22 protein-coding genes are annotated in these 23,800 nt (G+C 66.2%); 18 read left to right on the forward strand and 4 right to left on the reverse strand.

Features of this window, described 5'->3' with window-relative positions; genetic code table 11:
- The first annotated feature begins 6 nt into the window (after nt 1-6).
- From BMY30_RS03455 to BMY30_RS03465, 3 genes are read left to right on the forward strand one after another with little or no spacing between them, the layout of a single operon-like run.
- Nucleotides 7-585: a DUF1285 domain-containing protein gene (locus BMY30_RS03455; RefSeq protein ID WP_089710636.1), complete on the forward strand. Its 579-nt coding sequence runs from the start codon at nt 7-9 to the stop codon at nt 583-585.
- Nucleotides 576-2,807, forward strand: a complete 2,232-nt coding sequence (locus BMY30_RS03460) for an ATP-dependent helicase (RefSeq protein ID WP_089710638.1) — start codon at nt 576-578, stop codon at nt 2,805-2,807. Before BMY30_RS03455 ends, BMY30_RS03460 begins: the two co-directional genes overlap by 10 nt.
- On the forward strand, nt 2,804-3,634 hold the full coding sequence (locus BMY30_RS03465; protein WP_089710641.1) for a sulfurtransferase: 831 nt from the start codon (nt 2,804-2,806) through the stop codon (nt 3,632-3,634). The genes BMY30_RS03460 and BMY30_RS03465 overlap by 4 nt, the downstream gene beginning before the upstream one ends.
- Before the next feature lie 145 nt (nt 3,635-3,779).
- On the opposite strand, the gene BMY30_RS03470 is transcribed toward BMY30_RS03465, so the two are convergent.
- On the reverse strand, nt 3,780-5,420 hold the full coding sequence (locus tag BMY30_RS03470) for an electron transfer flavoprotein-ubiquinone oxidoreductase (RefSeq protein ID WP_089710777.1): 1,641 nt from the start codon (nt 5,418-5,420) through the stop codon (nt 3,780-3,782).
- A 393-nt stretch (nt 5,421-5,813) separates the two neighbouring features.
- Here BMY30_RS03470 and BMY30_RS03475 point away from each other — a divergent pair, with 393 nt between their 5' ends.
- The 9 genes from BMY30_RS03475 (at nt 5,814) to BMY30_RS03515 (ending at nt 13,478) form a co-directional block, all read left to right on the forward strand.
- Nucleotides 5,814-6,563: an electron transfer flavoprotein subunit beta/FixA family protein gene (locus BMY30_RS03475; protein ID WP_089710642.1), complete on the forward strand. Its 750-nt coding sequence runs from the start codon at nt 5,814-5,816 to the stop codon at nt 6,561-6,563.
- Nucleotides 6,564-6,577: 14 nt separating this feature from the next.
- A complete protein-coding gene (locus BMY30_RS03480; protein WP_089710644.1) occupies nt 6,578-7,516 on the forward strand; it encodes an electron transfer flavoprotein subunit alpha/FixB family protein in 939 nt (312 codons plus the stop codon).
- Between the two features lie 196 nt (nt 7,517-7,712).
- Nucleotides 7,713-8,324 (forward strand): superoxide dismutase, encoded by a 612-nt coding sequence (locus BMY30_RS03485; protein ID WP_089710646.1) that lies wholly within the window; start codon nt 7,713-7,715, stop codon nt 8,322-8,324.
- A gap of 150 nt (nt 8,325-8,474) precedes the next feature.
- Nucleotides 8,475-9,269 carry a DUF3450 domain-containing protein gene (locus tag BMY30_RS03490; RefSeq protein WP_089710648.1) on the forward strand — a complete coding sequence of 265 codons (795 nt, stop codon included), beginning with the start codon at nt 8,475-8,477 and terminating at the stop codon, nt 9,267-9,269.
- A complete protein-coding gene (locus tag BMY30_RS03495) occupies nt 9,266-10,654 on the forward strand; it encodes a MotA/TolQ/ExbB proton channel family protein (RefSeq protein ID WP_244516110.1) in 1,389 nt (462 codons plus the stop codon). Before BMY30_RS03490 ends, BMY30_RS03495 begins: the two co-directional genes overlap by 4 nt.
- Nucleotides 10,638-11,171, forward strand: coding sequence for a MotA/TolQ/ExbB proton channel family protein (locus tag BMY30_RS03500; RefSeq protein ID WP_089710779.1), 534 nt, complete (start codon nt 10,638-10,640; stop codon nt 11,169-11,171). Before BMY30_RS03495 ends, BMY30_RS03500 begins: the two co-directional genes overlap by 17 nt.
- Entirely contained in the window at nt 11,164-11,574 is a 411-nt protein-coding gene (locus BMY30_RS03505; RefSeq protein ID WP_089710652.1) for an ExbD/TolR family protein, read from the forward strand. The genes BMY30_RS03500 and BMY30_RS03505 overlap by 8 nt, the downstream gene beginning before the upstream one ends.
- Entirely contained in the window at nt 11,571-12,365 is a 795-nt protein-coding gene (locus BMY30_RS03510) for an energy transducer TonB (RefSeq protein WP_089710653.1), read from the forward strand. The genes BMY30_RS03505 and BMY30_RS03510 overlap by 4 nt, the downstream gene beginning before the upstream one ends.
- An 18-nt stretch (nt 12,366-12,383) precedes the next feature.
- Nucleotides 12,384-13,478 carry a hypothetical protein gene (locus BMY30_RS03515; RefSeq protein ID WP_089710655.1) on the forward strand — a complete coding sequence of 365 codons (1,095 nt, stop codon included), beginning with the start codon at nt 12,384-12,386 and terminating at the stop codon, nt 13,476-13,478.
- Between the two features lie 21 nt (nt 13,479-13,499).
- Here BMY30_RS03515 and xthA read toward each other — a convergent pair whose 3' ends face one another.
- The gene (gene xthA / locus BMY30_RS03520; protein WP_089710656.1) at nt 13,500-14,327 is read right to left on the reverse strand and encodes an exodeoxyribonuclease III; all 828 of its coding nucleotides are present in this window, start codon (nt 14,325-14,327) and stop codon (nt 13,500-13,502) included.
- A gap of 2 nt (nt 14,328-14,329) precedes the next feature.
- Nucleotides 14,330-14,557, reverse strand: coding sequence for a hypothetical protein (locus tag BMY30_RS03525; RefSeq protein ID WP_089710658.1), 228 nt, complete (start codon nt 14,555-14,557; stop codon nt 14,330-14,332).
- 169 nt (nt 14,558-14,726) lie between these two features.
- On the opposite strand from BMY30_RS03525, the gene rhlB reads away from it, so the two are divergent.
- Complete coding sequence (gene rhlB / locus BMY30_RS03530) at nt 14,727-16,001, forward strand: ATP-dependent RNA helicase RhlB (protein WP_089710660.1); 1,275 nt, start codon at nt 14,727-14,729, stop codon at nt 15,999-16,001.
- 6 nt (nt 16,002-16,007) lie between these two features.
- Nucleotides 16,008-18,149, forward strand: a complete 2,142-nt coding sequence (gene dinG / locus BMY30_RS03535; protein WP_089710662.1) for an ATP-dependent DNA helicase DinG — start codon at nt 16,008-16,010, stop codon at nt 18,147-18,149.
- A 120-nt stretch (nt 18,150-18,269) separates the two neighbouring features.
- On the opposite strand, the gene BMY30_RS03540 is transcribed toward dinG, so the two are convergent.
- Entirely contained in the window at nt 18,270-19,349 is a 1,080-nt protein-coding gene (locus BMY30_RS03540; protein ID WP_089710665.1) for a 3-deoxy-7-phosphoheptulonate synthase, read from the reverse strand.
- A 306-nt stretch (nt 19,350-19,655) separates the two neighbouring features.
- Between BMY30_RS03540 and rpoE the strand changes: the two genes are divergently transcribed.
- The 4 genes from rpoE (at nt 19,656) to BMY30_RS03560 (ending at nt 23,692) form a co-directional block, all read left to right on the forward strand.
- Nucleotides 19,656-20,261 carry an RNA polymerase sigma factor RpoE gene (gene rpoE, locus BMY30_RS03545; protein ID WP_089710667.1) on the forward strand — a complete coding sequence of 202 codons (606 nt, stop codon included), beginning with the start codon at nt 19,656-19,658 and terminating at the stop codon, nt 20,259-20,261.
- Nucleotides 20,262-20,462: 201 nt separating this feature from the next.
- On the forward strand, nt 20,463-21,170 hold the full coding sequence (locus BMY30_RS03550; protein ID WP_089710669.1) for a sigma-E factor negative regulatory protein: 708 nt from the start codon (nt 20,463-20,465) through the stop codon (nt 21,168-21,170).
- A complete protein-coding gene (locus BMY30_RS03555; RefSeq protein WP_244516111.1) occupies nt 21,170-22,198 on the forward strand; it encodes a MucB/RseB C-terminal domain-containing protein in 1,029 nt (342 codons plus the stop codon). Before BMY30_RS03550 ends, BMY30_RS03555 begins: the two co-directional genes overlap by 1 nt.
- 72 nt (nt 22,199-22,270) lie before the next feature.
- The gene (locus BMY30_RS03560) at nt 22,271-23,692 is read left to right on the forward strand and encodes a DegQ family serine endoprotease (protein WP_089710671.1); all 1,422 of its coding nucleotides are present in this window, start codon (nt 22,271-22,273) and stop codon (nt 23,690-23,692) included.
- Nucleotides 23,693-23,800 lie beyond the last annotated feature (108 nt).

Genomic DNA, 23,800 nt, shown 5'->3' on the forward strand with positions numbered 1-23,800 from the left:
CGACCCATGCAACTCGATCCGCTGCTGGCCCAGATCGATCCCGATGGCGATATCCCGCCCGTGGATCGCTGGCATCCCCAACAACAGGGGGAGATGGACCTCACGATCGCCGCAGACGGGCGCTGGATCCATGAGGGTGCACCCATCGCCCGCCCGCGGCTGGTGCGCCTGCTCTCGACCATCCTGCGCCGCGAACCCGATGGCGACTATGTGCTGGTGACACCGGTCGAGAGCCAGCGTATCCGGGTCGAGGATCGGCCCTTCCTGGTGGTGGACGCCGAGTGCGAGGAGGACGGCCAGTGGTGGCTGACCACCAACGTCGGCGACCGCCTGGCGCTCGGCGAGGCCCATCGGCTGGTGCTGAGCGAAACGCCGGCCGGGGAGATGGTACCAGAGGTCCCGGTGCGCTTCGGGCTCTCCGCGCGGCTGGGGCGCAGCGTCTACTACCGCCTGGTGGAGCAGGCCGAGACACGAGAGCTCGGTGGGGGCGTCCTCGAGCTGGGGCTGACCAGCCAGGGCATCTGGCAGCCCCTGGGACGGCTGGAGCCGGATTCACGGCGAGATGGCGAGATGCCATGTCGCTGATCCGTCAGCTGACTCCCGAGCAGCGCGCCGTGGTCACCCACCAGCGGGGACACGCCCGGGTCGCCGCCGTTGCGGGTGCCGGCAAGACCACGACCATGGTCGCCCGGGTGCTGCACCTGCTCGCACAGGGCGTCCCCCCGCCACGCATTCTGGTACTGATGTTCAACCGCTCGGCCCGGGAAGACTTCCAGGCCCGCCTGGCCGAGATGGCGCCGGCTGGGCAGGCGCTGCCCGACGTGCGCACCTTCCACTCTCTCGGCCACCGGCTGACCGCTAGCCTGACCCGCTGGGGAGCGCTCGCGCCGCGCCAACTGCTGACGGCCGACTGGCAGCTCGAGCGGCTGCTGCGTCAAGCGACGCTGGCCGCCCTCGCCGAGGTACCCGAGGCCCGCGAGTCGGCACTCGAGGCCGAGCGCCTCGAAGCGCTGGCCCATTTCTGCGGCCTGGTGAAAGCCGAGATGGCTTCACCTGCCGAGCTTCACCGCCAGCTCGACTTCGGCGAGGAGACCGGCCACTTCGTGGCCGCCTTCGACCATGCCGAGCGGCTGCTGGCCGAGCAGGGGCTGATGACCTTTGCCGACCTCCTCTATCGACCGTTGCTGGCCCTGGAGGCGGATGCCCGGCTGCGGGGCCGGGTTCAGGGATTCCTCGACCACGTGGTCATCGACGAGTACCAGGATATCAACACCGCACAGCAGCGACTTCTGGCATTGCTCGCCGGCTGCGATGCCGAGGTCATGGCGGTGGGCGATGCCAACCAGTGCATCTACGAGTGGCGGGGTGCTCACCCCGACACCATGCTGGAGAACTTCACTGCCACCTTCGGGGCGGCCCACGACTATCCGCTCTCGACCACCTTCCGGCATGGTCATGCCCTGGCCCTTATCGCCAACCATGCAATTGCCGCCAACCGACGGCGTCCCGACCAGCTTTGCCTGGCCGCGCCGGACAACCCCGCGACCGCACTGTCCGTGGGGCAGGGCAGCCAGGGAGTGCTGGCCGAGCTCGACGGCTGGCATCTCCGGGGGCGTGGGCTGGATGAGGCCTGCCTGCTGGTGCGCAGCTGGGCGCTGTCGGTGCCGCTTCAGCTGGCACTGCTCCGCGAGGGCATTCCCTTCCGTCTGGCTCGAGAAGATCGCTTCGTCTTCCGCCTGCCCCTTGTCGAGGCCCTGGCAGGCTACCTGCGTCTTGCCATCGAGCCCCGTCGTCTCCAGGATCCGGGGCATCTGACGATGCTGCTGTCCCAGCCCACTCCCTTCGTGGCCCGGGAGCGGATCCATGCCCTGGCCAAACGGCTGGCCGAGACTCAGCGCTGGCCTGAGCGTCACGACCCGCTGCTCGATGGCTTGAAGCCCCATCAACAGCGGACCCTCAAGAAGCGTTGGGCACTGCTTTGCGAGCTTCCCCGGCGGGCGTCCTGGCCGCCCGCGCGACTGCTCGAGTACGTGGTCGAGGCCGTGGAGGCCGAGAAGGTGCTCAAGCGTGCCGCCGCCCGACGCGACAAGGGCGAGGAAGACGTGCGCCTGCTCGACGTGCTGATCGAGCAGGCCGGCGAACTGGGCAACGATACCCAGGCCTTCATCGAACTGCTGTCGCGGCCGGTGGAGAACCGCGATGACGGAGTGCTGATCAGCACGGTGCACGGCGCCAAGGGCCTGGAGTGGCCGCTGGTCCTGGTGGCGGGGACCAACGAGGAGGACTTTCCTCACTACACCCGCGACAATCCGCTGACGCCGGAGCGCCTGGAGGAGGAGCGGCGGCTTTTCTACGTGGCCATCACCCGGGCGCGGGAGCGCCTGGTGCTGCTCCATGACGGCGGTGACCACCGCCCCAGCCGCTTCATTGCCGAGACCGCCTGGCAGGATGGCCAGCGGGTAGCTCTCAGGCTTGATGGGACGCCAGCGGGTGAGGTCGGTGAGGCGAAAGGCCCTCTGGCAGTCTCCGACCCCGACCTCGTTCGTCGATACCTGACCGCCCTGGGTCACTCGATGCCGGTGGTGGCGGCGGATCCGGCCGCCCAGGCCGGGCCTGCCGACTCGAGGGCCGAGGGTTTCCGGGTCGGACAGGCCCTGCGCCATGCGGTATTCGGCGAGGGCCAGATCAGTGTGGTGGAGGGCGACCCGGACAATCCCGTGATCGAGGTACATTTCCATCAGGCAGGTCGCCGCCGCCTGATCGCCCGTCTGGCCCCCATCGAACTGCTGGAGGGAATCAACGCATGACATACTCGCTGATCACGGCCACCGCGCTGGTCGACGCCCTCGAGGGCGCCAACCCGCCCCGGGTCCTGGACTGTCGCGCGCGGCTGGGTGAGCCCGATGCGGGCCACCGGCTATGGGGGGAAGCCCACCTGCCGGGCAGTTACCACCTCGACCTGGGCCGGGATCTGGCCGGACCCCCGGGGCAGGGTGGCCGGCACCCGTTGCCGACGCCAACGGCCTTCACGGCGGTGGTCCAGCGACTAGGCATCACCCCAGAACAGCCGGTGGTGGTCTATGACGACATGGGTGGCCAGCTCGCGGCGGCGCGGGCCTGGTGGATGCTCGCCTGCTGGGCCGGCCATCCCGATGTGCGCGTCCTGGACGGTGGTCTCAAGGCCTGGCTGGCGGCGGGGGGCGCGTTGCAAGAGGATAGCGATCCCGAGGCCATGCCGACGGGTTCCGACTGGCAACCGGCCTACCGCGACCAGAGCCATGTCCCGGCTGAAGAGGTGCTGGAGGATACCGCGATCAAGGTCGACGCCCGCTCCACAGAGCGCTTCCGGGGCGATGCGGAGCCCATCGATCCGGTGGCGGGCCATATTCCCGGTGCCCTGTGCCGTCCCAGTGCCAACAACCTCGACGGTGACGGTCACTTCAAGTCCGCCGAGGATCTCGCGAGCGAGTTGCCCGAGGCCGACTCGCTGATTGCCTATTGCGGCTCCGGTGTCACCGCCTGCCACAACATCCTCGCCTATGCGGTAGCCGGACGTTCTCTGCCCCGGCTCTACGTTGGCTCCTGGAGCGAGTGGATCTGCGACCCTTCGCGGCCGGTGGCTACCGGCGACTGAGCCCGGACTTCGTTCGGAAGCTGTAAGCTATAAGCTTGAGGCTATAAGCTATAAGCTATAAGAAAACCCGGGCCAGCCTTGTCGAGAGCTTTGGTTCATGATGGCGTCTCGGCTTACGCGCCGAGCGGAGCTCGACGCGGAACGCTTACATATTGGGATAGTTCGGCCCGCCGCCGCCTTCCGGCGCCACCCAGGTGATGTTCTGGGCCGGATCCTTGATGTCGCAGGTCTTGCAGTGCACACAGTTCTGGAAGTTGATCTGGAACTGCGGCTTGCCGTCGTCGCCCTTGACGACTTCGTAGACCGCGGCCGGACAGTAGCGCTGGGCCGGTTCGTCGAACTCGGGCAGGTTGTCGCGGATCGGCACGTCCGGGTCAGTCAGCTTGAGGTGGCACGGTTGATCCTCCTCATGGTTGGTGTTCGACAGGAACACCGAGGAGAGCTTGTCGAAGGAGAGCTTGCCGTCCGGCTTCGGGTAGTCGATCTTCTTGCACTCCTTGGCGGGCTTCAGCGTCGCATGATCCGGGGTGGTGTCGTGGAGATTGGGCAGCTTGCCGCCCAGCAGCTGGTTGGCGAAGTTGTAGGCGCCGCCGGCCACGGTGCCGTACTTGTGGATCGCCGGGCCGAAGCTGGCGCTCTCCTTGAGTTCGGCGTAGGCCCAGCTGGCCTCCCACTTCTCGGTGAAGGCGGTCAGTTCCTTGCCCCCCTCGTCGCCCTCCTGGAGGGTCTCGAAGACGCTCTCCGCTGCCACCAGGCCGGACTTCATCGCGGTGTGCAGGCCCTTGATCTTGGAAAAGTTGAGGGTGCCGGCATCGCAGCCGATCAGCAGGCCACCGGGGAAGGTCATCTTCGGCAGGCAGTTCAGCCCACCCTTGGTGATGGCGCGGGCACCGTAGGCCACGCGCTTGCCGTTCCCTAGATGTTGCTTGAGCACCGGGTGGTGCTTCATGCGCTGGAACTCGTCGAAGGGCGACAGCCAAGGGTTCTGGTAGGAAAGATCCATGATCAGGCCGACGACCACCTGCTGGTCCTCGGCATGATAGAGGAACCAGCCGCCGTGGGTGCCCTTGTCCAGTGGCCAGCCGGACCCGTGCAGCACCAGGCCGGGCTCGTGCTGCTCCGCGGGGATGTCCCACAGCTCCTTGAGGCCGATGCCATAGTGCTGTGGGTCCTTGCCGTCATCGAGCTTGAAGCGCTCGATCAATCGCTTGCCCAGATGGCCGCGGGAACCCTCGGCGAACAGGGTGTACTTGGCCCGCAGCTCCATGCCCGGCATGTAGCTGTCCTTGGGCTGGCCGTCGGCGCCCACGCCCATATCGCCGATCAGGATGCCCTTGACCACACCGTCTTCAATGATCGTCTCCTGGGCGGCGAAGCCGGGGAAGATTTCCACACCCAGCGCCTCGGCCTGCTCGGCCAGCCAGCGGGAGAGGTTGCCGGCGCTGATCACATAGCGCGTAATGTCCCCACCGGTATTGTGCATGGATGGCGGCACCAAGGCGTTGGGCAGTTTCTGACCCTTCTCGGCGTCCTTGAGCAGGTAGACCTCATCGCGGGTCGCTGGCGTGTTCAGCGGGGCACCGCGATCCGCCCAGTCGGGGAACAGCTCGGCCAGAGCGCGTGGCTCGAAGACCGCGCCAGAGAGGATATGGGCGCCCACCTCGGAACCCTTCTCCACCACGCAGACGGTGAGTTCCTGGTCGGCCTCGTTCGCCTGCTGCATCAGGCGGGCGGCCGCCGAGAGCCCCGCAGGCCCGGCGCCGACAATGACCACATCGAAGTCCATGGAATCGCGTTCGACTTGTTCTTCCACCTGCTCTCTCCTTGCTGTCCCGGGTACGTGGCCACCGAATGCGACCAACGTCGAAAGGATTTAAAACGGTCGTTTGCTTCTAGCCATGCGTCATGATAGGCATAATAGCGGTAAAGGGTCACCCCCTGCGATGATGCAGCGCGTCATTGTCTGTTGCTGCACCCGCGTGACCCGGGATTGTTGATCAGGTTGTGGCTGTGGCACATTGGGAGTGTTTCACGGTGCTGCACCTATCAAACGCTTGCATGAAACGTATGAAGGTATGCCAGCCGGTTCCTAAGGAGGCGGGTTTCCTCCGGCATCCACTCGGGGTAGAGCCCGCTTCTCCAACCATCAGGTTCCCAGTGTGAACCAAGCGAGGACACTATGAAGGTACTCGTCGCGGTCAAGCGCGTCGTCGACTATAACGTCAAGATCCGGGTCAAGCCGGATCACACTGACGTCGACCTCACCAACGTCAAGATGGCCATGAACCCGTTCTGCGAGATCGCCGTGGAAGAGGCGGTGCGACTGAAGGAAAAGGGCGTGGTGAGCGAGATCGTTGCCGTCACCGTGGGGCCCAAGGCCGCCCAGGAGCAGCTGCGCACCGCGCTGGCGCTGGGCGCAGACCGCGCCATTCATGTCGAGACCGACGAACGCGTCGAGTCGCTGGGCGCTGCCAAGGTGCTGGCCAAGCTGGTCGATGAAGAGCAGCCCGGCATGGTGATCCTCGGCAAGCAGGCCATCGACACCGACAACAACCAGACAGGCCAGATGCTCGCCGCCCTGACCGGCCTGCCTCAGGGCACCTTCGCCTCGGACGTCGTCTTCGAGAATGACAAGCTCCAGGTGACCCGAGAGATCGATGGCGGCCTGCAGACCATCGAGCTCACGCTCCCCGCCATCGTCACCACCGACCTGCGCCTCAACGAGCCGCGTTACGCCAAGCTGCCCGATATCATGAAGGCCAAGAAGAAGCCGATGGACATCAAGAGCCCGGCGGATCTCGGCGTCGAGGTAGCCTCCAAGGTTAAGCTGCTCAAGGTCGAGTCACCGGCCGAGCGTCAGGGCGGTGTCAAGGTGGGCTCGGTGGACGAGCTGATCGACAAACTGAAGAACGAAGCCAAAGTGCTTTGATAGGAGCTGATCTCATGAGCATTCTGGTCCTTGCCGAACATCACGATGGCGCCCTGGCCGGTGCCACCGCCCATGTCGTCGCCGCGGCCCAACAGATCGCCAAAGAGAGTGGTGGCGATATCGACGTGCTGGTCGCCGGCGAAGGTGTCGGCGACATCGCTGACGCCGCCGCCAAGCTGGACGGCGTGAGCAAGGTGCGGGTGGCCGACAACGCCGCCTACGCCCACCTGCTCGCCGAGCCCACCGCCGCGCTGATCAGTGAGCTGGCCGGTGACTACAGTCACGTGCTGGCCGCGGCTTCCACTAACGGCAAAAACATCATGCCGCGCGTCGCCGCGCTGAAGGACGTAGCGCAGATCTCCGAGATCGTCGCCGTGGAGTCCGCTGACACCTTCGCGCGTCCGATCTATGCCGGAAATGCCATTGCCACGGTGCAGAGCGAGGACTCGCTCAAGGTGATCACCGTACGCTCCACCGGCTTCGATGCGGTCAGTGAAGGCGGCAGTGCCTCCATCGAGGCAGTCGATTTTGTCGCCGAGAATAGCCAGTCGACTTTCATCAAGGAAGAGTTGGCCCAGTCCGATCGTCCCGAGTTGGCTGCTGCCAAGGTGGTGGTCTCCGGCGGCCGCGGCATGGGCAACGGCGAGAACTTCAAGCTACTCGAGGGTATCGCCGACAAGCTGGGCGCGGCCATTGGCGCTTCGCGTGCCGCAGTGGACGCCGGCTTCGTGCCCAACGACATGCAGGTCGGCCAGACCGGCAAGATCGTCGCCCCGGACCTCTACATCGCCGTGGGCATCTCGGGGGCCATCCAGCACCTGGCCGGCATGAAGGACTCCAAGGTGATCGTTGCCATCAACAAGGATGAGGAGGCGCCGATTTTCCAGGTAGCCGATTATGGTCTGGTGGGAGACCTGTTCGACGTGCTGCCGGAGCTTGAGCAGAAATTGTAGGGAAGCAGTGCTCTTCGACCTGGAAGCGACGCGGGCCGGCCCTTGTATGGGGGGCGGCCCGCGTCGTTAAGTGGTCAATTAACATTTTCTATACAAGGGATAACAGGAACCGTTAGCAACAAAGGCAGTTCCCTGCCATCCTTGTGGGTGAACCAGGCCCAAGAGGCCTATCCGACATCAACAAGGAGAATGGATCATGGCGCATACTCTTCCTGATCTTCCCTATGCTTACGATGCTCTGGAACCGCATATCGATGCGTTGACCATGGAAATCCACCATTCAAAGCACCATCAGACCTACGTCAATAACCTCAACGGTGCCTTGGAAGGCACCGGTCTGGAGGATGTCCCGGTAGATGAGCTGCTCGCGAATCTGGACCGTGTGCCCGATGACAAGCGTCAGGCGGTCATCAACAACGGTGGTGGTCATTCCAACCACAGCATGTTCTGGCAGATGATGTCTCCCAAGGGAGGCGGTACTCCCGAGGGCAAGGTGGCTTCCGCTATCGACAGCGAGCTAGGCGGTTACGAGGCTTTCCAGGAAGCCCTGACGAAGGCTGGCCTAGGGCGTTTCGGTAGTGGCTGGGCATGGCTCAGCGTCAAGCCTGATGGCAAGCTGGTCGTCGAGAACACGCTCAATCAGGACAGCCCGATCAGCCACGGTCATACCCCGATCCTGGGTGTCGACGTCTGGGAGCATGCGTATTATCTCAAATACCAGAACAAGCGTCCGGACTACTTGAAGGCTTTCTTCAACGTGATCAACTGGGAGGACGTCGAGCGTCGCTATCGCAACGCTACGTCATAAGGCCAGCTCCTCCTCCCACCAAAAAGCCGCACCCGCTAGGGTGCGGCTTTTCTGTGCGGCACACCTGCTCAGATGTCAATCAATATGCATTGATAATCGTTCGTATTGGTGGCATGGTGGGCGCCCTGCCTGCGACCACGACGGAGAGCCATGGTGAGGAACTTTCGCTTTCAACTGCCATTCGGCATCGTCTTCGGCTTGCTCGCCGCCGGCTTCCTCCAGGCACAGGAGCCAGTTGTCGAGGAGGCCAGCCAGGCCCAGCGCGCCCAGGCCGAGTTACAGCGACGTATCGATGCTGCCGACGACGAGAGCCGCGAGATGCTCACCGAACTGCGTCGAATAGAGGCCGAGACTCGCCGCCTGGAAGCGCGTAGCGATGTCCTGGCGCCACGCCTGGAGCGACGGAGCGATCGTCTGGACCGCCGCCAGGCGGCGCTGGACACCCTGGCCGAGACCCGGGAGGTGCTGCCCGAGATCGAGCAGGCGCTGATCTCGCGCCTGCAGGCCTGGGTGTCGCGCGACCTGCCGTTCCTGAAGGAAGAACGCCTGGCTCGCGCCGGGAGCCTTGAGGCTGGCCTTGCCGACCTCGAGGCTTCTGCCGCGGAACACCTGGATCGCATCCTCGCCGCCTGGCGAACCGAACTCGACTACGGCCGCGAGCTGGACGCCTGGCGCGGTACCCTGAACGATGGCGATGCTCGCCGCGAGGTGGATTTCCTGCGCCTGGGTCGAGTGGGCCTCTACTACCTGACCCCCGATGGACGCAGAGGCGGTGTGTGGCGCGCCGATGCCGACCGCTGGGAAGCACTGGATGAAGCCGGACGCATGGAACTGCGTCACGGCCTGCGTATCGCCCGCGACCAACGGGCGCCGGAACTGCTGACCCTGCCGATCTCCCGACCCCTCGAGCGGGCAGATGCCACCGGTGCAGAGGCGAGCTCATGAGTCATTCCCGGACGCGCTCCGCACGCCGTACTCTGGTGGGGCTGGTCATGGGCGGCCTGTTGATTGTCGGGCTGCCCGTCCAGTCACAGGAAGAGCCCCTGACCACCCTGCGCGCCGAGCGGGAGGCGGCCGAGGCTCGCGATGCGGCACGGCTGGCCCAACTGGTCGAGGATCGCGACGCCCTGCAAGTGGCCCTCGAGGAGGCCCGCGAGGCCCACGACGAGGCCCAGGCGCGTTTCGCGGCTCTGTCGGAACGGGAACAGGTCCAGCAGGCCCGTCAAGATGCGCTCGATGAACGCCAGGCCGAGCAGGGCGAGGGTCTCACGGCGGTGCTGGATACCCTGGCGCGTCATAGTGGCGAGCTGCGCAATGAATTAGCAGAGAGCTGGATCACGGTGGGCGGCACCGAGTTGCCGCCGCGCCTCGATGATGCCGAGGTGCTCAGGCCCGAGCACCTGGAGTCCCTGGGCGATGCGCTGATGGCGCTGACCGCTGAGACCGCACGGGTCATTGCCTTCGACGCACCTGTCGCCGGCGGTGACGGCGAGATCGCCGCTCGTGAAGTGGTGCGCCTGGGCGACCAGGTCGCCTTCAGCGAGGGACAGCTGCTCGAGCGTGGCGCCGATGCGGGCGTGCTCGCCACGGCACCACGTACCCCCGGGGAGGTGAGCGACCTGCTCGCCGACTTCCAGGCCGGGAAGGGGGAACGACTGGCGCTGGACCCTACCCGGGGGCAGGTCATCGAGGCCCTGGCACAGCAGCCTAGCCTGACGGAGCGTTTCCACCAGGGGGGTGCCGTGGGCTATGTGGTGGTGGGCCTGGGCGCCATCGGTCTGCTGGTGGCGCTGCTGCAGTACGCCTATCTGCTCAAGGTGAGCGTGGCGACTCGTCGACAGTTGCACGACCTCAGCCGGCTGCAGGAAGACAATCCGCTGGGACGCGTGCTGCTGCGTTTCCGGGCGCTTGCCGATGATCCGGTACCCGAGGCCCTGGAGGCGCGCCTCGACGAGGCGGTGCTGGCCGAGCTGCCGCGACTCGAACGTGGCCAGCCGCTGGTCAAGCTGCTCGCTGCCGTGTCCCCGCTGTTGGGCCTGCTGGGCACCGTCACCGGCATGATCGTCACCTTCCAGATGATCACCGTGTTCGGCACCGGCGATCCTCAGCTGATGGCCGGCGGCATCAGCCAGGCGCTGGTCACCACCGTGCTGGGCCTGATCACCGCGGTGCCGCTGCTGTTCGCCCATACCGCCTTGGCTGGACGGAGTCGTCACCTGGCCGGGGTGATGGAAGGTCAGGCTAGTGCAGCCCTGGCCAGCCAGCTCGAGCATCGCCAGCTCAGCCTGAAAGCCACCGGGAGCGAGCGCTGTGCTGCCGCTCTGGCTTGAGCCTCTGGCGCGCCTGGTCGATGCCGGGGGGATCATCCTGGTGGGCATCGCCGGAGTGGCGGCGCTGTTGTTCAGCCTGGCCCTGGAGCGGGTGCTGTTCTTCCGCATCACCTACCGCCGCGCCCGCCGCGCGCTGATCGCGCGCTGGGCGGCACGCCAGGACCACCTCAGTTGGAGCGCCTTGACCCTGCGCGAGGCCTGGACCCGCGAGCTCATCGCCCGGCTGCGGCGGCCGCTGCCCTGGCTGAAGCTGCTGGTGGGGCTCTGTCCGCTGCTCGGCCTGCTGGGCACCGTCACCGGCATGATCGCCGTGTTCGACAGCCTGGCGCTGAGCGATACCGGCCAGGCGCGGGCTATGGCCGACGGCGTGGCACGAGCCACCCTGCCGACCCTGGCCGGGATGGCGGTAGCAGTGGTGGGTCTGCTGTTCACCAGCCGACTGGAACAGATCATTCGCCGCGAGGACCAGCGGCTGCATGACCGCCTGGCCCGCGCCGTGGAGGAATCCCATGCGTAGACGCCGCAGCCTGGCCGCCGAGGGGAGCGACGCCGGTGAGGTCAACCTGACCCCGATGCTGGACGTGGTCTTCATCATGCTGATCTTCTTCATCGTTACCACCAGCTTCATCAAGGAGAGTGGTGTGGAGATCGAGCGGCCCGAGTCAAGCGCCGCCAGCCCCCAGCCCGATGCCCAGCTGATGGTGGCAATCACCCCGGAAGGTGCCGTCTGGGTGGATGGCCAGCCGGTGGATGCCCACCGTGTCGGTGAGGCGGTCGCGGGCCTGGTCAGCGGCGACGGCGGGGTGGTGATCCAGGCCGACCGCGAGGCCACCACGGGCTTGCTGATCGAGGTGATGGATCGCATCCGCGAGGCCGGTGTCGAGCAGGTCGCCGTCGCCGCGACCCGGAGCACGCCATGACCCGGGTGCCTCTCTCGGCCCTGGCCGGGGTGACCATGGCACTGCTGCTGTTCTGGCTGCTGGCGCTGCTGGTCGCGCCCCCCGAGCCGGAGATCGAGATGCTGGAGATGAGCATGCCCATCACTAGTGTCGAGCCCCCCGAAGCCGAGCCGGAGGCGGTGCAGCCGCCCGCAGAGGTTGTCCCGTCGTCACCGCCCGAGCCGGTCGCGCCGCCGCCGATAGCCGACCCAGCGCCATTGGCGGAGGGCGAGATGGCCCTTCCCGAGCCGGAGTTGCCGCCGGTAGAGGTCGAGCCGCTGGAGCTCGACACCGACCTGCCCGAGCTCAGCGAAGCGCGCCCCGAGCCGCCACCCGAGCCAGAGCCACAGCCCGAACCGGAACCCGAGCCCGAGCCGGAGACTCAACCTCGACCTGAACCAGAGCCCCGCCCCGGAGCAACGGCTCAGTCGTTCGAATCGACCATGGCGTCCGGTGAGCCCACCAATGGCGAGCCGGATACCGGGTCGCCCGATACGGGTGAGCCGGTGGATGTCGGGCAGGTTGCACCCACCGAACGGGTGCCGCCCGACTACCCGTCACGCGCTCAGCGTCGCGGCCTGGAGGGTCACGTTGAGCTGGCGTTCGTGATCCACGCCGACGGCAGCGTCGACCCCTCGAGCATTCGCGTGCTCTCCGCCCGGCCGCGCAACATTTTCGACAGGGCCGCTCGCCAGGCGGTGGCACAGTGGCGCTTCGCGCCGGCCGAGGGTCTACGTCGCGCCAGGCAGCGCCTGGAATTCCAGCTGAGATAGCCTGCAACAGGGAGTCCCATGTCGCGTCTTCGTCCTCTCTTTCTGGCCACCGCGGGTTGGTTGCTGATGGCTCCCGTGGTCTCGGCGGCGCCGGCGTTATCGGGTGCCTTTATTGCCGACCTGGAGCGCCTTCAGCAGCGGCTGGCGGCCGGCGAGCTCGAGACGGTGAGCGAGCGAGCCCTGGCCCAGGCCGAGCGCCTGCAAGGGGGCAATGCCGCCGATCGCTGGGCCCGGGCCCTCTACCTGCAACTGGCCGCCGGCGCGGCGGCTCGCGGCGGCGACCCAGCGGCAGCCGCCGACTATCTTACCGCCGCGCGAAAGATCCGAGGGGTGGAGGCTGAGCAACAGGATCGCTGGCAGCATGACGAGGCCCGGTTGCGCCTGGCCGCGGGACAGGTCGAGCGCGGCGGCGAGCTGCTGGCCGATTGGCTGGCGCGCCACGAGGGTGAACCGCGAGATCGCTGGCGTCTGGCCCGGGCGCTGGCCGAACGGGAAGAGTGGCAGAAGGCTGCCAACTGGGTGGAGCGTGCCCTGGCGGCCACTCCCGAGCCCAGCGAAGCCCAGCTTGGCCTGGCCGTCACGGTGCTCAGACGCGCCGGTCGCGACACGGCGGCCCTGGCGCTTATGGCCGACGGCCTGGGAGAGAGTCGCGACCCCGAGCGCTGGCGGCAGGCTGCGGCCCTGGCTTGGCGATTGGGCGATGTCGGCCAGGCCGCGGCGATCCGGGAGGCGGGCTGGCGCCATGGGCTACTCGACGGCGAGGACGACTTGCGTCGCCTGATCGATCTTCACCTTGCCGGCGGCACCCCGGCGCGAGCCGCCGAACACCTCACCAGAGCCTTGGAGCAGGGCGAGCTGGAAGACAGCGAGGCGCATCGGCGCCTGCTGGCCCAGGCCTGGGAGGCAGCACGCGACCGCGACCGTGCCCTGGCTGCCTGGGAGGCTCTCGCCAAGCGTAGCGATGCTGGCGAGGACTGGCTGAGGCTCGGTCAGCTCGCCCATGCCTGGGGTCGCCAGGAGCTGGCCGAGCTCGCCTTGACCCGGGCGCGTGAACGGGGCGAGGGCGATGCCCAGCGCTGGCTCGAGGCCATGGCAGCGGCGTCCAGCCGCTAGGAGTCTGACGGATCCACCAGCCTACAACGCCAGCTCCGTCCAGACCGGGGCATGGTCCGAGGGCTTCTCCATACCGCGCAGGTCGTAGTCGATACCGGCCTCCGTCACTTTCTCGGCCAGGGGAGACGTGACCAGGATGTGGTCGATGCGCAGGCCGCGCCGGGGGTCGCGCTCGAAGCCGCGAGAGCGATAATCGAACCAGCTGAAGCGGTCGTCCGTCTTCGGGTAGCGCACCCGGTAGCTGTCGGCAAGGCCCCAGCCCTTGATGCCGTCGAGCCATTCGCGTTCCACCGGCTGGAAGCTGGTCTTGCCTTCACGCAACCAGCGTTTGCGATTGGCCTCGCCGATGCCGATGTCGCTGTCTTCGGGGGAGATGTTGAAGTCGCCCATCACCGCCAGCCACTCGTCGGGGTGGTGATCTTCGTCAAGCAGCCGTTGCAGTTGGGCGTAGAAGCGGCGCTTGTGGGGAAACTTCACCGGGTGCTCGACGTTCTCGCCCTGGGGAAAGTAGCCGTTCCACAGCGTGAGGGGGTCGCCGCCGTCCGGGCGCAGGCGCACGCCAATCATGCGTCGCTGGGCCTCCTCGCCGTCATCGGGAAAGCCGTAAAAGACCGCCTCCGGCTCGCCGCACTGGGCCGTATCGACCATCAGCGCCACGCCGTAGTGGCCCTTCTGGCCGTGGTAGAAGACGCGATAGCCCAGCGCCTCTACCGCCGCCACGGGGAACTCGCTGTCCTGGACCTTGGTTTCCTGCAGGCCGACCACCGCCGGGCGATGCGTTTCGACCAAGGCGTTGAGCTGGTGAAGACGGGCGCGGATGCCGTTGATGTTGAAGGAGACCAGGCGCATCGTCAGTCGTCCTTCCGTTCAGGATGGATAGCAATCTGCTGCCCCGCTTCCTGGCGGGCCTGTTTGCGGGCCGCCTGAAGCTTGCGCTGCTGGCGTTTCTTCTGGGTGAAGCGGGTCGTCGAGGTCACCTGATCGGGGTTCTCGTGACGCCACTTCTTGAAATCCTTGCGCTTGCCGGTGCGGATCTGCACCTTGTCGGCCAACGAACGGGTCTTCTTTTGGCGTGTCATGGTGCCACTCCTTGCATGGATAGGCGCCATTCTACCAGTCGCGGCGGGCCTGCCGACAGCGAGAAGCCGGTGGCAGCAGACAGGGGCGCGCCCTCGTCGCCGGAGACTGGTACAATACCGGTTTGCGTCATGCACCCCATCCACCGATACGGACAAGACAGCACAGCCTATGAGCGAGTCGGAACAGACCACAGCACCGGCCCAGAACCGCAAGCCCAAGCGCCGCCGGCGCAAGCCGCGGCGTCGTCAGTCGAACTGGGATCTGCGCCAGTTCCAGGTCCCCGTCGTGGCGGGCAAGTGGCGCTTCCATGACTTCGACTTGCCGCTGCCGCTGATGCGGGCCATCCATGCCCTGGGCTTCGAATACTGCACGCCGATCCAGGCCGAGGCCCTGGCCCAGACTCTGCTGGGCGGTGACGTGGTGGGCAAGGCCCAGACCGGTACCGGCAAGACCGCGGCCTTCCTGATCTCGATCATGGCCTACTTCCTCGAGGAGGAGGCACCCAACGCCCAGAAGCCGGGCGCACCGCGGGCGCTGATCGTGGCCCCGACCCGCGAGCTGGCGCTGCAGATCGAGAAAGACGCCAAGGCCCTGGCCCGTTTCACGGAGCTCAAGGTTGCCAGCGTGGTGGGCGGCATGGACTACCAGAAGCAGCGTGAGGCACTGGGGGACAGGCTCGACATCCTGGTGGCCACACCGGGACGGTTGCTGGACTTCCACGAGAAGCGCGACGTCGACCTCACCCAGGTGGAAGTGCTGGTGCTGGACGAGGCGGACCGCATGCTCTCCATGGGCTTCATTCCCGACGTCAAGCGCATCATCCGCCACACGCCGAACAAGGAGCAGCGCCAGACCTTCCTGTTCTCGGCCACCTTCAGCCAGGACATCCTCAACCTGGCCAGCCAGTGGACCCATGAGCCGGCCCATGTCGACATCGAGGTCACCGTCGACAACGCGGCCGACATCGATCAGCGCGTCTATCTGGTCGGCGATGAGGACAAGCAGCGCCTGCTGGTCAACCTGCTCAAGCAGGAGAACTTCGACCGGGTGATGGTATTCGGCAACCGCCGCGACCTGGTGCGCAAGCTCAACGAGCTGCTCGAAAAGGCCGGCATCAATGCCGCCATGCTCTCCGGCGACGTGCCCCAGAACCAGCGCATCGAGACCCTCGAGAAGTTCCGCGAGGGCCAGATCCAGGTGCTGGTTGCCACCGATGTGGCGGGGCGCGGCATCCATATCGAGGACGTCAGCCACGTGATCAACTACACCCTGCCGGAAGACCCGGAAGACTACGTGCACCGCATCGGCCGCACCGGCCGTGCCGGCGCCAAGGGCGTATCGATCAGCTTCGTCGGGGAAGAAGACGCCTTCTCGCTGCCCGAGATCGAACGCTACATCAATGACAAGCTACCCTGTGAACACCCGCCGGAAGGCCTGCTCTGACGGCTCATGCTTGACGAGGCGCTGAAGGCCGAGATCCAGGACGCCTATCGTCGGGTACTCGAGGGTCTCGATCTCACGCCGCGCTATGGCCAGCGGCTGATGATCGCCGAGATTGCCCGCACCTTGGCGGGCATCGAGGCCGATGATGCCGGCCGGCGCACCAGTGACGAGCACGTCTGCGTGCTGGAGGCCGGCACCGGCACCGGCAAGACCCTGGCCTACCTGCTGGCTGCGCTGCCGGTGGCCAAGGCTCGCGGCAAGCGGCTGGTCATCGCCACCGCCACCGTGGCCCTGCAGGAGCAGGTGCTCCATCAGGACCTACCGGCGCTCAAGGCTCACAGCGGGCTCGACTTCGACTATGCCCTGGCCAAGGGCCGTGGGCGCTATGTCTGCGTGGCGCGTCTCGACCAGGCGCTCGATGGCGGGGAGGAAAATGCCACCCTGTCGCTCTTCGAGCAGTCCCTGGCCAGCGGCGGCGACGACTTCCAGGCCTTGGTCAAGGAACTGGGCGAGGCCTACGGCAACGGCCGCTGGGAGGGCGACCGCGACAGCTGGCCCGTGTCCATCGAGGACAGCCACTGGCGTCGCCTCACCGTGGATCACCGCCAGTGCACCAACCGCCGCTGCGGCCACTTCGGGGCCTGCGCCTTCTTCCGTGCTCGCCGCCATCTCGACAGCGCCGATGTCATCGTCGCCAACCATGACCTGGTGCTGGCCGACCTGGCCTTGGGGGGTGGGGTGGTGCTGCCGGCCCCGGGCGACTGCATCCATGTCTTCGATGAGGGGCATCACCTGCCCGACAAGGCCCTTCAGCACTTTACCTACCGCTTCGCCGTGGGCGGGGCGCTGCGCTGGCTGAAGACATTGAAGAGCTCGCTCAGCGAGCTCAACCAGGCGCTGGGCGTCCAGCCGACTCTGGCACGATTGCTGGCAGGGCTTCCCGAGGCGATCAATGCCCTGGAGCCCCGGCTCGGTGAGGCCTTTGCCCTCGGCCATCAGCTGGCGGGTCGCCCCCAAGGCCTGGCCGACGGCGAGGAGAGCCGACACCACCGCCTTGAGATGGGGCGGGCACCCGAGGCGCTGCGCGAACTGGCCGGTGGGCTGGTGGTGATCTTCGCCGAGCTTTCCCGAACCCTGGAAAGCATGGCCGACATCCTGCGCGAGAGCCTCGACCCCGACAAGCACACCGGGCTGCCCCGGGAACAGGCAGAGGCCTGGTTGCAGCTGATCGCGTTGCTCCACGGGCGTGCCCTGGAAGCCCATGCGCTGTGGCTGGCCTTCGCCGAGACGGACCCCGAAGGCGAGCCGCCCCGCGCGCGCTGGCTGACACTGGAGCGTTTCAACGGTGAGCCCGAGTTGACCTTCTCGGCGAGCCCGGTCTCGGCGGCCCATACCCTGGCGAAGCGCCTATGGGGGAGTACCTTCGGGGCGGTGGTGACCTCGGCCACGCTGACGGCCCTGGGACGCTTCGAGCGGCTGCAGGAGCGGGCGGGACTGGCCAACCGCTATCGCTACCAGCGCCTCCCCAGCCCCTTCGACTACTCCCGGGCGGTGCTCAGCGTGCCCCGTGAGGCGGTGGATCCTGCCGACCGCGAAGGGCACGAACGGGCCATTGTCGACTTCGTGGAAGCGCTCGGTGACCAGGAGGCCGTGCTGATGCTGTTCTCGTCACGGGCTCAACTGCGCGGTGTCGAGAAGGCGCTCTCCCGAGCCCGGCGCGAGCGGGTGCTGGCCCAGGATCGCCTGCCCAAGCGCGAACTGATCACTCGCCATCGGGCGCGGGTGGACGCGGGAGAGGGCAGCATCATCTTCGGTCTGGCGAGCTTCGCCGAAGGGATCGACCTGCCCGGTGACTATCTCACCCATGTGGTGATAACCCGGCTGCCCTTCTCGGTGCCGGACGATCCGGTGGGGGCGACGCTGGCCGAATGGATCGAGAGCCAGGGTGGCAATCCCTTCATGCGTATCAGTGTGCCGGATGCTTCGATCAAGCTGGTGCAGGCCTGTGGACGGCTGATCCGCAAGGAGGCCGACCACGGTCGCATCACCCTGCTCGATCGTCGGGTGCTGACCCGCCGCTATGGCCGTGCGCTGCTCGACGCCTTGCCGCCCTTCGTACGCGAGATCGACGGGGTTCGCGACGTCTGAGGCGCACAAGCAAGGCATGAAGGCTGAAGGGGGAGGCGCCGGGCTGCCCGGGGCTATCTTGCAAACGAACGGGCCCGCCATCAGGCGGGCCCGTGAGCGTACTACGGTTGGTGAGAGGCGTCAGGCGGCCTGGCGTCGCTCGGCCAGCACCGGGGCGAGTTTCTCGTTCATGCGCTTGAAGGCTTCCACGGTGGTGTCCCAGTCGATGCAGGCGTCGGTGATCGATACACCATAAGCAAGATCGCCGGGATCATCGGTCATCTTCTGGTTGCCCCAGCCGATATTCGATTCGACCATCAGGCCGATGATCGAGTGGTTGCCATCGAGGATCTGGTTGGTGACGTTCTCCAGCACCAGCGGCTGCAGGGCCGCATCCTTGTTGGAATTGGCGTGGGAGCAGTCGATCATGATGTTGGGCTTGATCCCGGCCTTCTTCAGCTCCTGCTCGGCCAGCGCGACGCTGACGCTGTCATAGTTGGGCTTGCCGTTGCCGCCGCGCAGCACCACATGGCCGTAGTCGTTGCCGCGCGTGCGGATGATCGCCACCTGGCCGGCCTGGTCGATACCCAGGAAGTTGTGGGGGTGAGAGACCGACTGCAGGGCATTGACCGCGACATCCAGACTGCCATCGGTGCCATTCTTGAAGCCTACCGGGCAGGAGAGCCCCGAGGACATCTCGCGATGGGTCTGGGACTCGGTAGTGCGTGCACCGATGGCCGACCAGCTGATGCAGTCCTGCAGGTACTGCGGCGAGATGGGGTCCAGCGCCTCGGTGGCCAGTGGCAGGCCCAGCTCGGAAAGCTCGACCAGCAGCTGACGAGCGATGTGCAGGCCTTCCTCGATCTCGAAGGAGCCGTTGAGGTGGGGGTCGTTGATCAGCCCCTTCCAGCCCACCGTGGTGCGGGGCTTCTCGAAGTAGACGCGCATCACGATGTAGAGGCTGTCCTTGACCTCGTCGGCCAGTCGGCGCAGGCGACGGGCGTAGTCCAAGGCAGCATCCACGTCATGGATGGAGCAGGGCCCTACCACCATCAACAGGCGGGGGTCGCGGCCGTCGAGGATGGCCTGGATCGTCTCGCGCCCTTCGATCACCGTGTGCTCGGCGGCCTCGGTGAGAGGAATCTCCCGCTTCAGGGCCTCGGGCGTGATCAGGACGTCCTGGGCGAGAACGTTGAGGTTGTTGACCTGCTGTTCTGACATTGTGGTTCCTGTGTGGTGTCTGCGCTGATGGCGATGTCCAATGACATCTACTATCGCGCGCGTCAGCAGCAAATTCAATCGCCGCGGGAACCTGCCGGGCCGCGCCCGGTCCCATCGCCGGCACGGGGCAAGGCAACCGGCTTGATGGACGCCCGATAAACAGGAACACTTGTACCCTTCGTGATCCACGACCCTGACCATTCAGCGGCTCAAAGGCCCCAGGTTGACACTATGCTAGCAACGCCAGACCTTTCGCGACCCGCCGTCTGGTCGCCGCCCGCGCCTCTCTGTCCGAGGAGGGCCTGAATGGACTCCCGGGAAACCGACCAGCAGCTCGTCGAGCGCGCCCAGCAAGGGGACACACGTGCCTTCGACCTGCTGGTGAAGAAGTACCAGCACAAGATCATTGGCCTGATCGGTCGCTATGTGCACGACCATGCCGAGGTACAGGACGTGGCACAGGAGGCCTTCATCAAGGCCTACCGGGCACTGGGCAAGTTTCGCGCGGAGAGCGCCTTCTATACCTGGATGTACCGCATCGCCATCAATACCGCGAAGAACTACCTGGTCTCGAAGGGGCGTCGTCCTCCGGGCAGTGACCTGGACATCGTCGACGCCGAGATCCTCGATCACAGCGGGCGCCTGGCCGATACCGAAACGCCCGAGGCTGCCATGGCCCGCGACCAGCTCGAGACGGCCATCTTCGAGGCGATAGAAGACCTGCCCGACGACCTGCGAACCGCGATCACCCTGCGAGAACTCGACGGCCTCTCCTACGAGGACATCGCCGCCATCATGCAGTGTCCCGTGGGTACGGTTCGCTCGCGAATCTTTCGGGCTCGAGAGGCGGTAGACCAGCACATCCGCCCGCTTGTCACCACCTCCCGCAACCAGGAGCCGGGGGGCGAATGAGGTGCCGTTGACGAGAATCTGCAAGCTTTTTGACGATTTGCTGAACTGTCCGGCTTTTGCGACGTCATATGCGGTGACCTGCCCGCTACCGGCGGGCAACAACATGCCGACATGGCCAGGGCGACACGCGCCGATGTCGGGAACTACAGGCTGTCAAAGGACCCGGACCGGGTCGCCTTGTCGAGTGTGAGGGTGTGAAGAATGAGTCAGAACGCACGGGAGTCGCTTTCTGCCCTGATGGACAACGAAGGGGATGAGTTGGAGCTGCGTCGAGTGCTTAAGTCACTGGACGATTCCCCGGATGCGGCCGAGGCGTGGCGTCGCTACCATCTGATGCGTAGCCTGATGCGACGCGAGCCCGGAGTCGACGTCGCCACCGATCTCTCGGCCGGCATCATGGCGCGTCTGGAAGATGAGCCACTGCCTCGGGTCGAGGCCGGCGAGCCGACCGGGCGTCCCATCTCGCTGGCGCGTGGCGCCGGCATCGCGGCGGCAGTGTCCCTCATGGTCATCAGCGGCGTGCAGTTCTACAACGGCAGCATCGACGGGGAGCAGGCACCAACCGAGCTGGCCTCCCAGGGGCAGCCGGCGAGTGAGCTGCAGGCGAGCCCAGTTGCCCTCGGCGGCTCGGAGATGGTGGCCTCGGGGCTCGATAGCCGTTCCTCACTGCCGAACCTGCCGCTTTTCCAGACGCCTTCCGGTGACTCCCGAGGCGTGATGACGGTGGGGGCAGGCTTCGATTCGCCACTCTTCCTCTCACCTCGGCAGTCAGTTCGAAATGATCAGCAACAGGCACAGCTGTTGCAGTCCTATCTGGACCGCCATGCCGAAGGCGCGGCGTATCGCAGCGGTGACAGCTGGATGCCGCTGCTGCGCGCCTCCGGTAGCGAGTCTTTGGGGCAGCACTGATGCGTCGGGGTCATTCGACCCGCGGATTCGGCGGGGTGCTTTGCACGGCCCTGCTGATCGTCTCGTTGATGTTTGCGCTGACCTTCACGTCCAGTGCCGTGGCACAGTCCGATGGCGAATCGTCCCAGGGCATGCTCGAGAGATTCGACTGCCGAACCCTGGCGGAGCGCGAGTCGCCCGAGACGGCCCTGGCCTGGCTGGAGCGTAGTCTCTGGGCCAACCATTGTTACGAGTTCCAGGCGCGGGCGGTGCGCATTGGTGCCGACGGGGTGCGTGCGCTAGCGCTTTCCCATGATGTCGTGGAGGGCGCCGAGCGTGAAGTAGCCCGCTTCCTGGACGGTCCCCCGGTGGTCTTCGAACGGCGTGGTCGCATCGGTCGCCTGAGCTGGGCCGAGGGTGATACATCGGTACCGGCCTCGCCGGCAGGCATCGCAGAGCACCTCGACAGCCTCTACCGTCTGCGTCTGAACGGTGAGGAGCGCCTTGCCAACCGCACTACCATCCGTCTCGACATCGAACCCCTGGATGACCTGCGCTACGGCCACCACTTCTGGCTGGATACTGCCACCGCGCTACCGCTCAAGCATATCCTGCTGAATGAGCAGGGGCGCGTGGTGGAGACCTTCCAGATCACCGAGTTGCGTCGGCCCCAACTGCACCAGGGGGAGATCGATCTCGATCGACCCCGTGCCCATCCGGGAGATCCCTGGCACCCCGCCTGGTTGCCCGAGGGCTTCATTCCCCAGCCGGTGGAGACTCGCAGTTCTCGCCACGACGATGACATCGATCATGGGGTCTACAGTGACGGGCTTGCCACCCTCAGCCTGTTCGTGGAACCCGTGGAGGGATCGGATCAACTGATCCCAGGCATGCATCGCCTCGGCATCTCCCACGCGGCCGTGCGCCATCGCGACCTCGGCGGTCGAATCCGCCAGGTGGTGGTGATGGGGGAGCTTCCACCGGGTGTCCTGCTGCGCGTGGCCGATTCGGTGGAGTGGCAGGGCGGCGGTGAGGGCAATATACCCTGAACTTTTTGCCACACAGGCGGTATTTAAGAACTCGTCCTTTCTTCCCATCCCTTGTCGACGCAGGAGCCTTTCATGAAGCGCATGACTCGACATTTTTCCCTCTGGATGCTGCTCGCCACGGCCCTGCTGACGTGGCAAACGGCCGTAGCCCGCGATCTGCCGGACTTTACCGAACTGGTCGATCAGGCCGCGCCCGGGGTAGTGAACATCTCTACCTCGCGCATGGTGGAGCGCCAGGCATCGCCCTTCCACAACTTCGGCGGCCAGGAGGTTCCCGAGATCTTTCGCCACTTCTTCGGCGACCGTATGCCGGCACCGCCCGGCGGGGAGCCGGGGCGCAGTGAGGAGCGCCAGTCGCTGGGGTCGGGCTTCATCATCGATGAGGCCGGTTACATCATGACCAATGCCCATGTGGTGGACGGGGCCGATGAGATCCTGGTGCGGCTCAACGACCGTCGAGAACTCCAGGCCGAGCTCGTCGGGGCCGACGCCAAGACGGATGTCGCCCTGCTCAAGGTGGACGCCGAGGGTCTGCCGACCCTCAACCTGGGGGATTCCGATGATCTCCAGGTCGGGGAGTGGGTTGCCGCTATCGGTTCTCCCTTCGGTTTCGATCATTCGGTGACGGCCGGTATCGTCAGCGCCATCGATCGCACCCTGCCCCGTGATGCCTACGTCCCCTTCATCCAGACCGACGTGGCGATCAACCCGGGTAACTCCGGTGGCCCGCTGTTCAACCTGGATGGTGAGGTGGTCGGCATCAATTCGCAGATTTTCACCCGCAGCGGCGGCTTCATGGGGCTCTCCTTTGCGATTCCCATCAATGTGGCCCTGAACGTGGCCGATCAGCTCCGTGATGACGGCCGCGTCAGCCGCGGCTGGCTGGGGGTGATGATCCAGCCGGTGTCCCGTGACCTGGCCGAATCCTTCGGCATGGACAACACCGAGGGGGCGCTGATTGCCGACCTCGATCCCGAGGGGCCGGCAGCTCGCGGCGGGCTCCAGGCCGGCGATGTCATCCTCTCGGTGAATGGCGAGTTGGTGGAGAGTTCCAGCACCCTGCCGCGCTTGATCGGAAGAGTCAGCCCGGGCAGTGAAGTGGAACTGACACTGCTTCGCGACGGCGAGCGTCGTGAGGAGACCGTCACCCTGGGTGACTGGCCCGACAGCCCGGCTAGTGCGGCGAGTCGCCAGGGCGAAGAGCCAGCCTCGGCGCGGCTGGGCGTCGCCGTGGAGCGACTGGAGGATGCCGAGCGGCGCGAGCTCGGCATCGAGGGTGGCGTTCGGGTTCGCGAAGTGGACCCGCGTGGCGCCGCCGTCCAGGCGGGCATCCGTGCCGGCGACATCCTGGTCAGCATCGACCAGAACATGGTGGAAGGCCCCGACCAGCTTGCCGAGCTGGTGGCCGAGCTGCCCGAGGATCGTGCGATCCCGGTGCGCCTCTACCGCGACGGCCGCTCGCTGTTCGTCGCCCTGCGGCTCTCTAGCGACTGATCTCGCCGCTCCGGCGAATGGCAGCTATTACACGACCCGACGGCACCCGCCGTCGGGTCGCTGTATCTGGCAGGCGCATCCCGCTACAATGGCGCCCAATCCGATCAG

It is taken from the genome of Halomonas daqiaonensis, assembly GCF_900109725.1.
In the GTDB taxonomy this organism is placed as follows: Bacteria; Pseudomonadota; Gammaproteobacteria; order Pseudomonadales; family Halomonadaceae; genus Halomonas; species Halomonas daqiaonensis.

Excerpts from the sequence above, each read along its gene's own strand:
- rpoE (WP_089710667.1), top strand. The coding sequence starts at position 19,656 with ATGGACTCCCGGGAAACCGACCAGCAGCTCGTCGAGCGCGCCCAGCAA.
- xthA (WP_089710656.1), bottom strand. The coding sequence starts at position 14,327 with ATGCGCCTGGTCTCCTTCAACATCAACGGCATCCGCGCCCGTCTTCAC.
- BMY30_RS03475 (WP_089710642.1), top strand. The coding sequence starts at position 5,814 with ATGAAGGTACTCGTCGCGGTCAAGCGCGTCGTCGACTATAACGTCAAG.
- BMY30_RS03560 (WP_089710671.1), top strand. The coding sequence starts at position 22,271 with ATGAAGCGCATGACTCGACATTTTTCCCTCTGGATGCTGCTCGCCACG.
- BMY30_RS03470 (WP_089710777.1), bottom strand. The coding sequence starts at position 5,420 with ATGGACTTCGATGTGGTCATTGTCGGCGCCGGGCCTGCGGGGCTCTCG.
- BMY30_RS03460 (WP_089710638.1), top strand. The coding sequence starts at position 576 with ATGTCGCTGATCCGTCAGCTGACTCCCGAGCAGCGCGCCGTGGTCACC.
- BMY30_RS03465 (WP_089710641.1), top strand. The coding sequence starts at position 2,804 with ATGACATACTCGCTGATCACGGCCACCGCGCTGGTCGACGCCCTCGAG.
- BMY30_RS03525 (WP_089710658.1), bottom strand. The coding sequence starts at position 14,557 with ATGACACGCCAAAAGAAGACCCGTTCGTTGGCCGACAAGGTGCAGATC.
- rhlB (WP_089710660.1), top strand. The coding sequence starts at position 14,727 with ATGAGCGAGTCGGAACAGACCACAGCACCGGCCCAGAACCGCAAGCCC.
- BMY30_RS03485 (WP_089710646.1), top strand. The coding sequence starts at position 7,713 with ATGGCGCATACTCTTCCTGATCTTCCCTATGCTTACGATGCTCTGGAA.
- BMY30_RS03455 (WP_089710636.1), top strand. The coding sequence starts at position 7 with ATGCAACTCGATCCGCTGCTGGCCCAGATCGATCCCGATGGCGATATC.
- BMY30_RS03510 (WP_089710653.1), top strand. The coding sequence starts at position 11,571 with ATGACCCGGGTGCCTCTCTCGGCCCTGGCCGGGGTGACCATGGCACTG.
- BMY30_RS03480 (WP_089710644.1), top strand. The coding sequence starts at position 6,578 with ATGAGCATTCTGGTCCTTGCCGAACATCACGATGGCGCCCTGGCCGGT.
- BMY30_RS03505 (WP_089710652.1), top strand. The coding sequence starts at position 11,164 with ATGCGTAGACGCCGCAGCCTGGCCGCCGAGGGGAGCGACGCCGGTGAG.
- BMY30_RS03495 (WP_244516110.1), top strand. The coding sequence starts at position 9,266 with ATGAGTCATTCCCGGACGCGCTCCGCACGCCGTACTCTGGTGGGGCTG.
- BMY30_RS03540 (WP_089710665.1), bottom strand. The coding sequence starts at position 19,349 with ATGTCAGAACAGCAGGTCAACAACCTCAACGTTCTCGCCCAGGACGTC.
- BMY30_RS03515 (WP_089710655.1), top strand. The coding sequence starts at position 12,384 with ATGTCGCGTCTTCGTCCTCTCTTTCTGGCCACCGCGGGTTGGTTGCTG.
- dinG (WP_089710662.1), top strand. The coding sequence starts at position 16,008 with ATGCTTGACGAGGCGCTGAAGGCCGAGATCCAGGACGCCTATCGTCGG.
- BMY30_RS03555 (WP_244516111.1), top strand. The coding sequence starts at position 21,170 with ATGCGTCGGGGTCATTCGACCCGCGGATTCGGCGGGGTGCTTTGCACG.
- BMY30_RS03490 (WP_089710648.1), top strand. The coding sequence starts at position 8,475 with ATGGTGAGGAACTTTCGCTTTCAACTGCCATTCGGCATCGTCTTCGGC.
- BMY30_RS03550 (WP_089710669.1), top strand. The coding sequence starts at position 20,463 with ATGAGTCAGAACGCACGGGAGTCGCTTTCTGCCCTGATGGACAACGAA.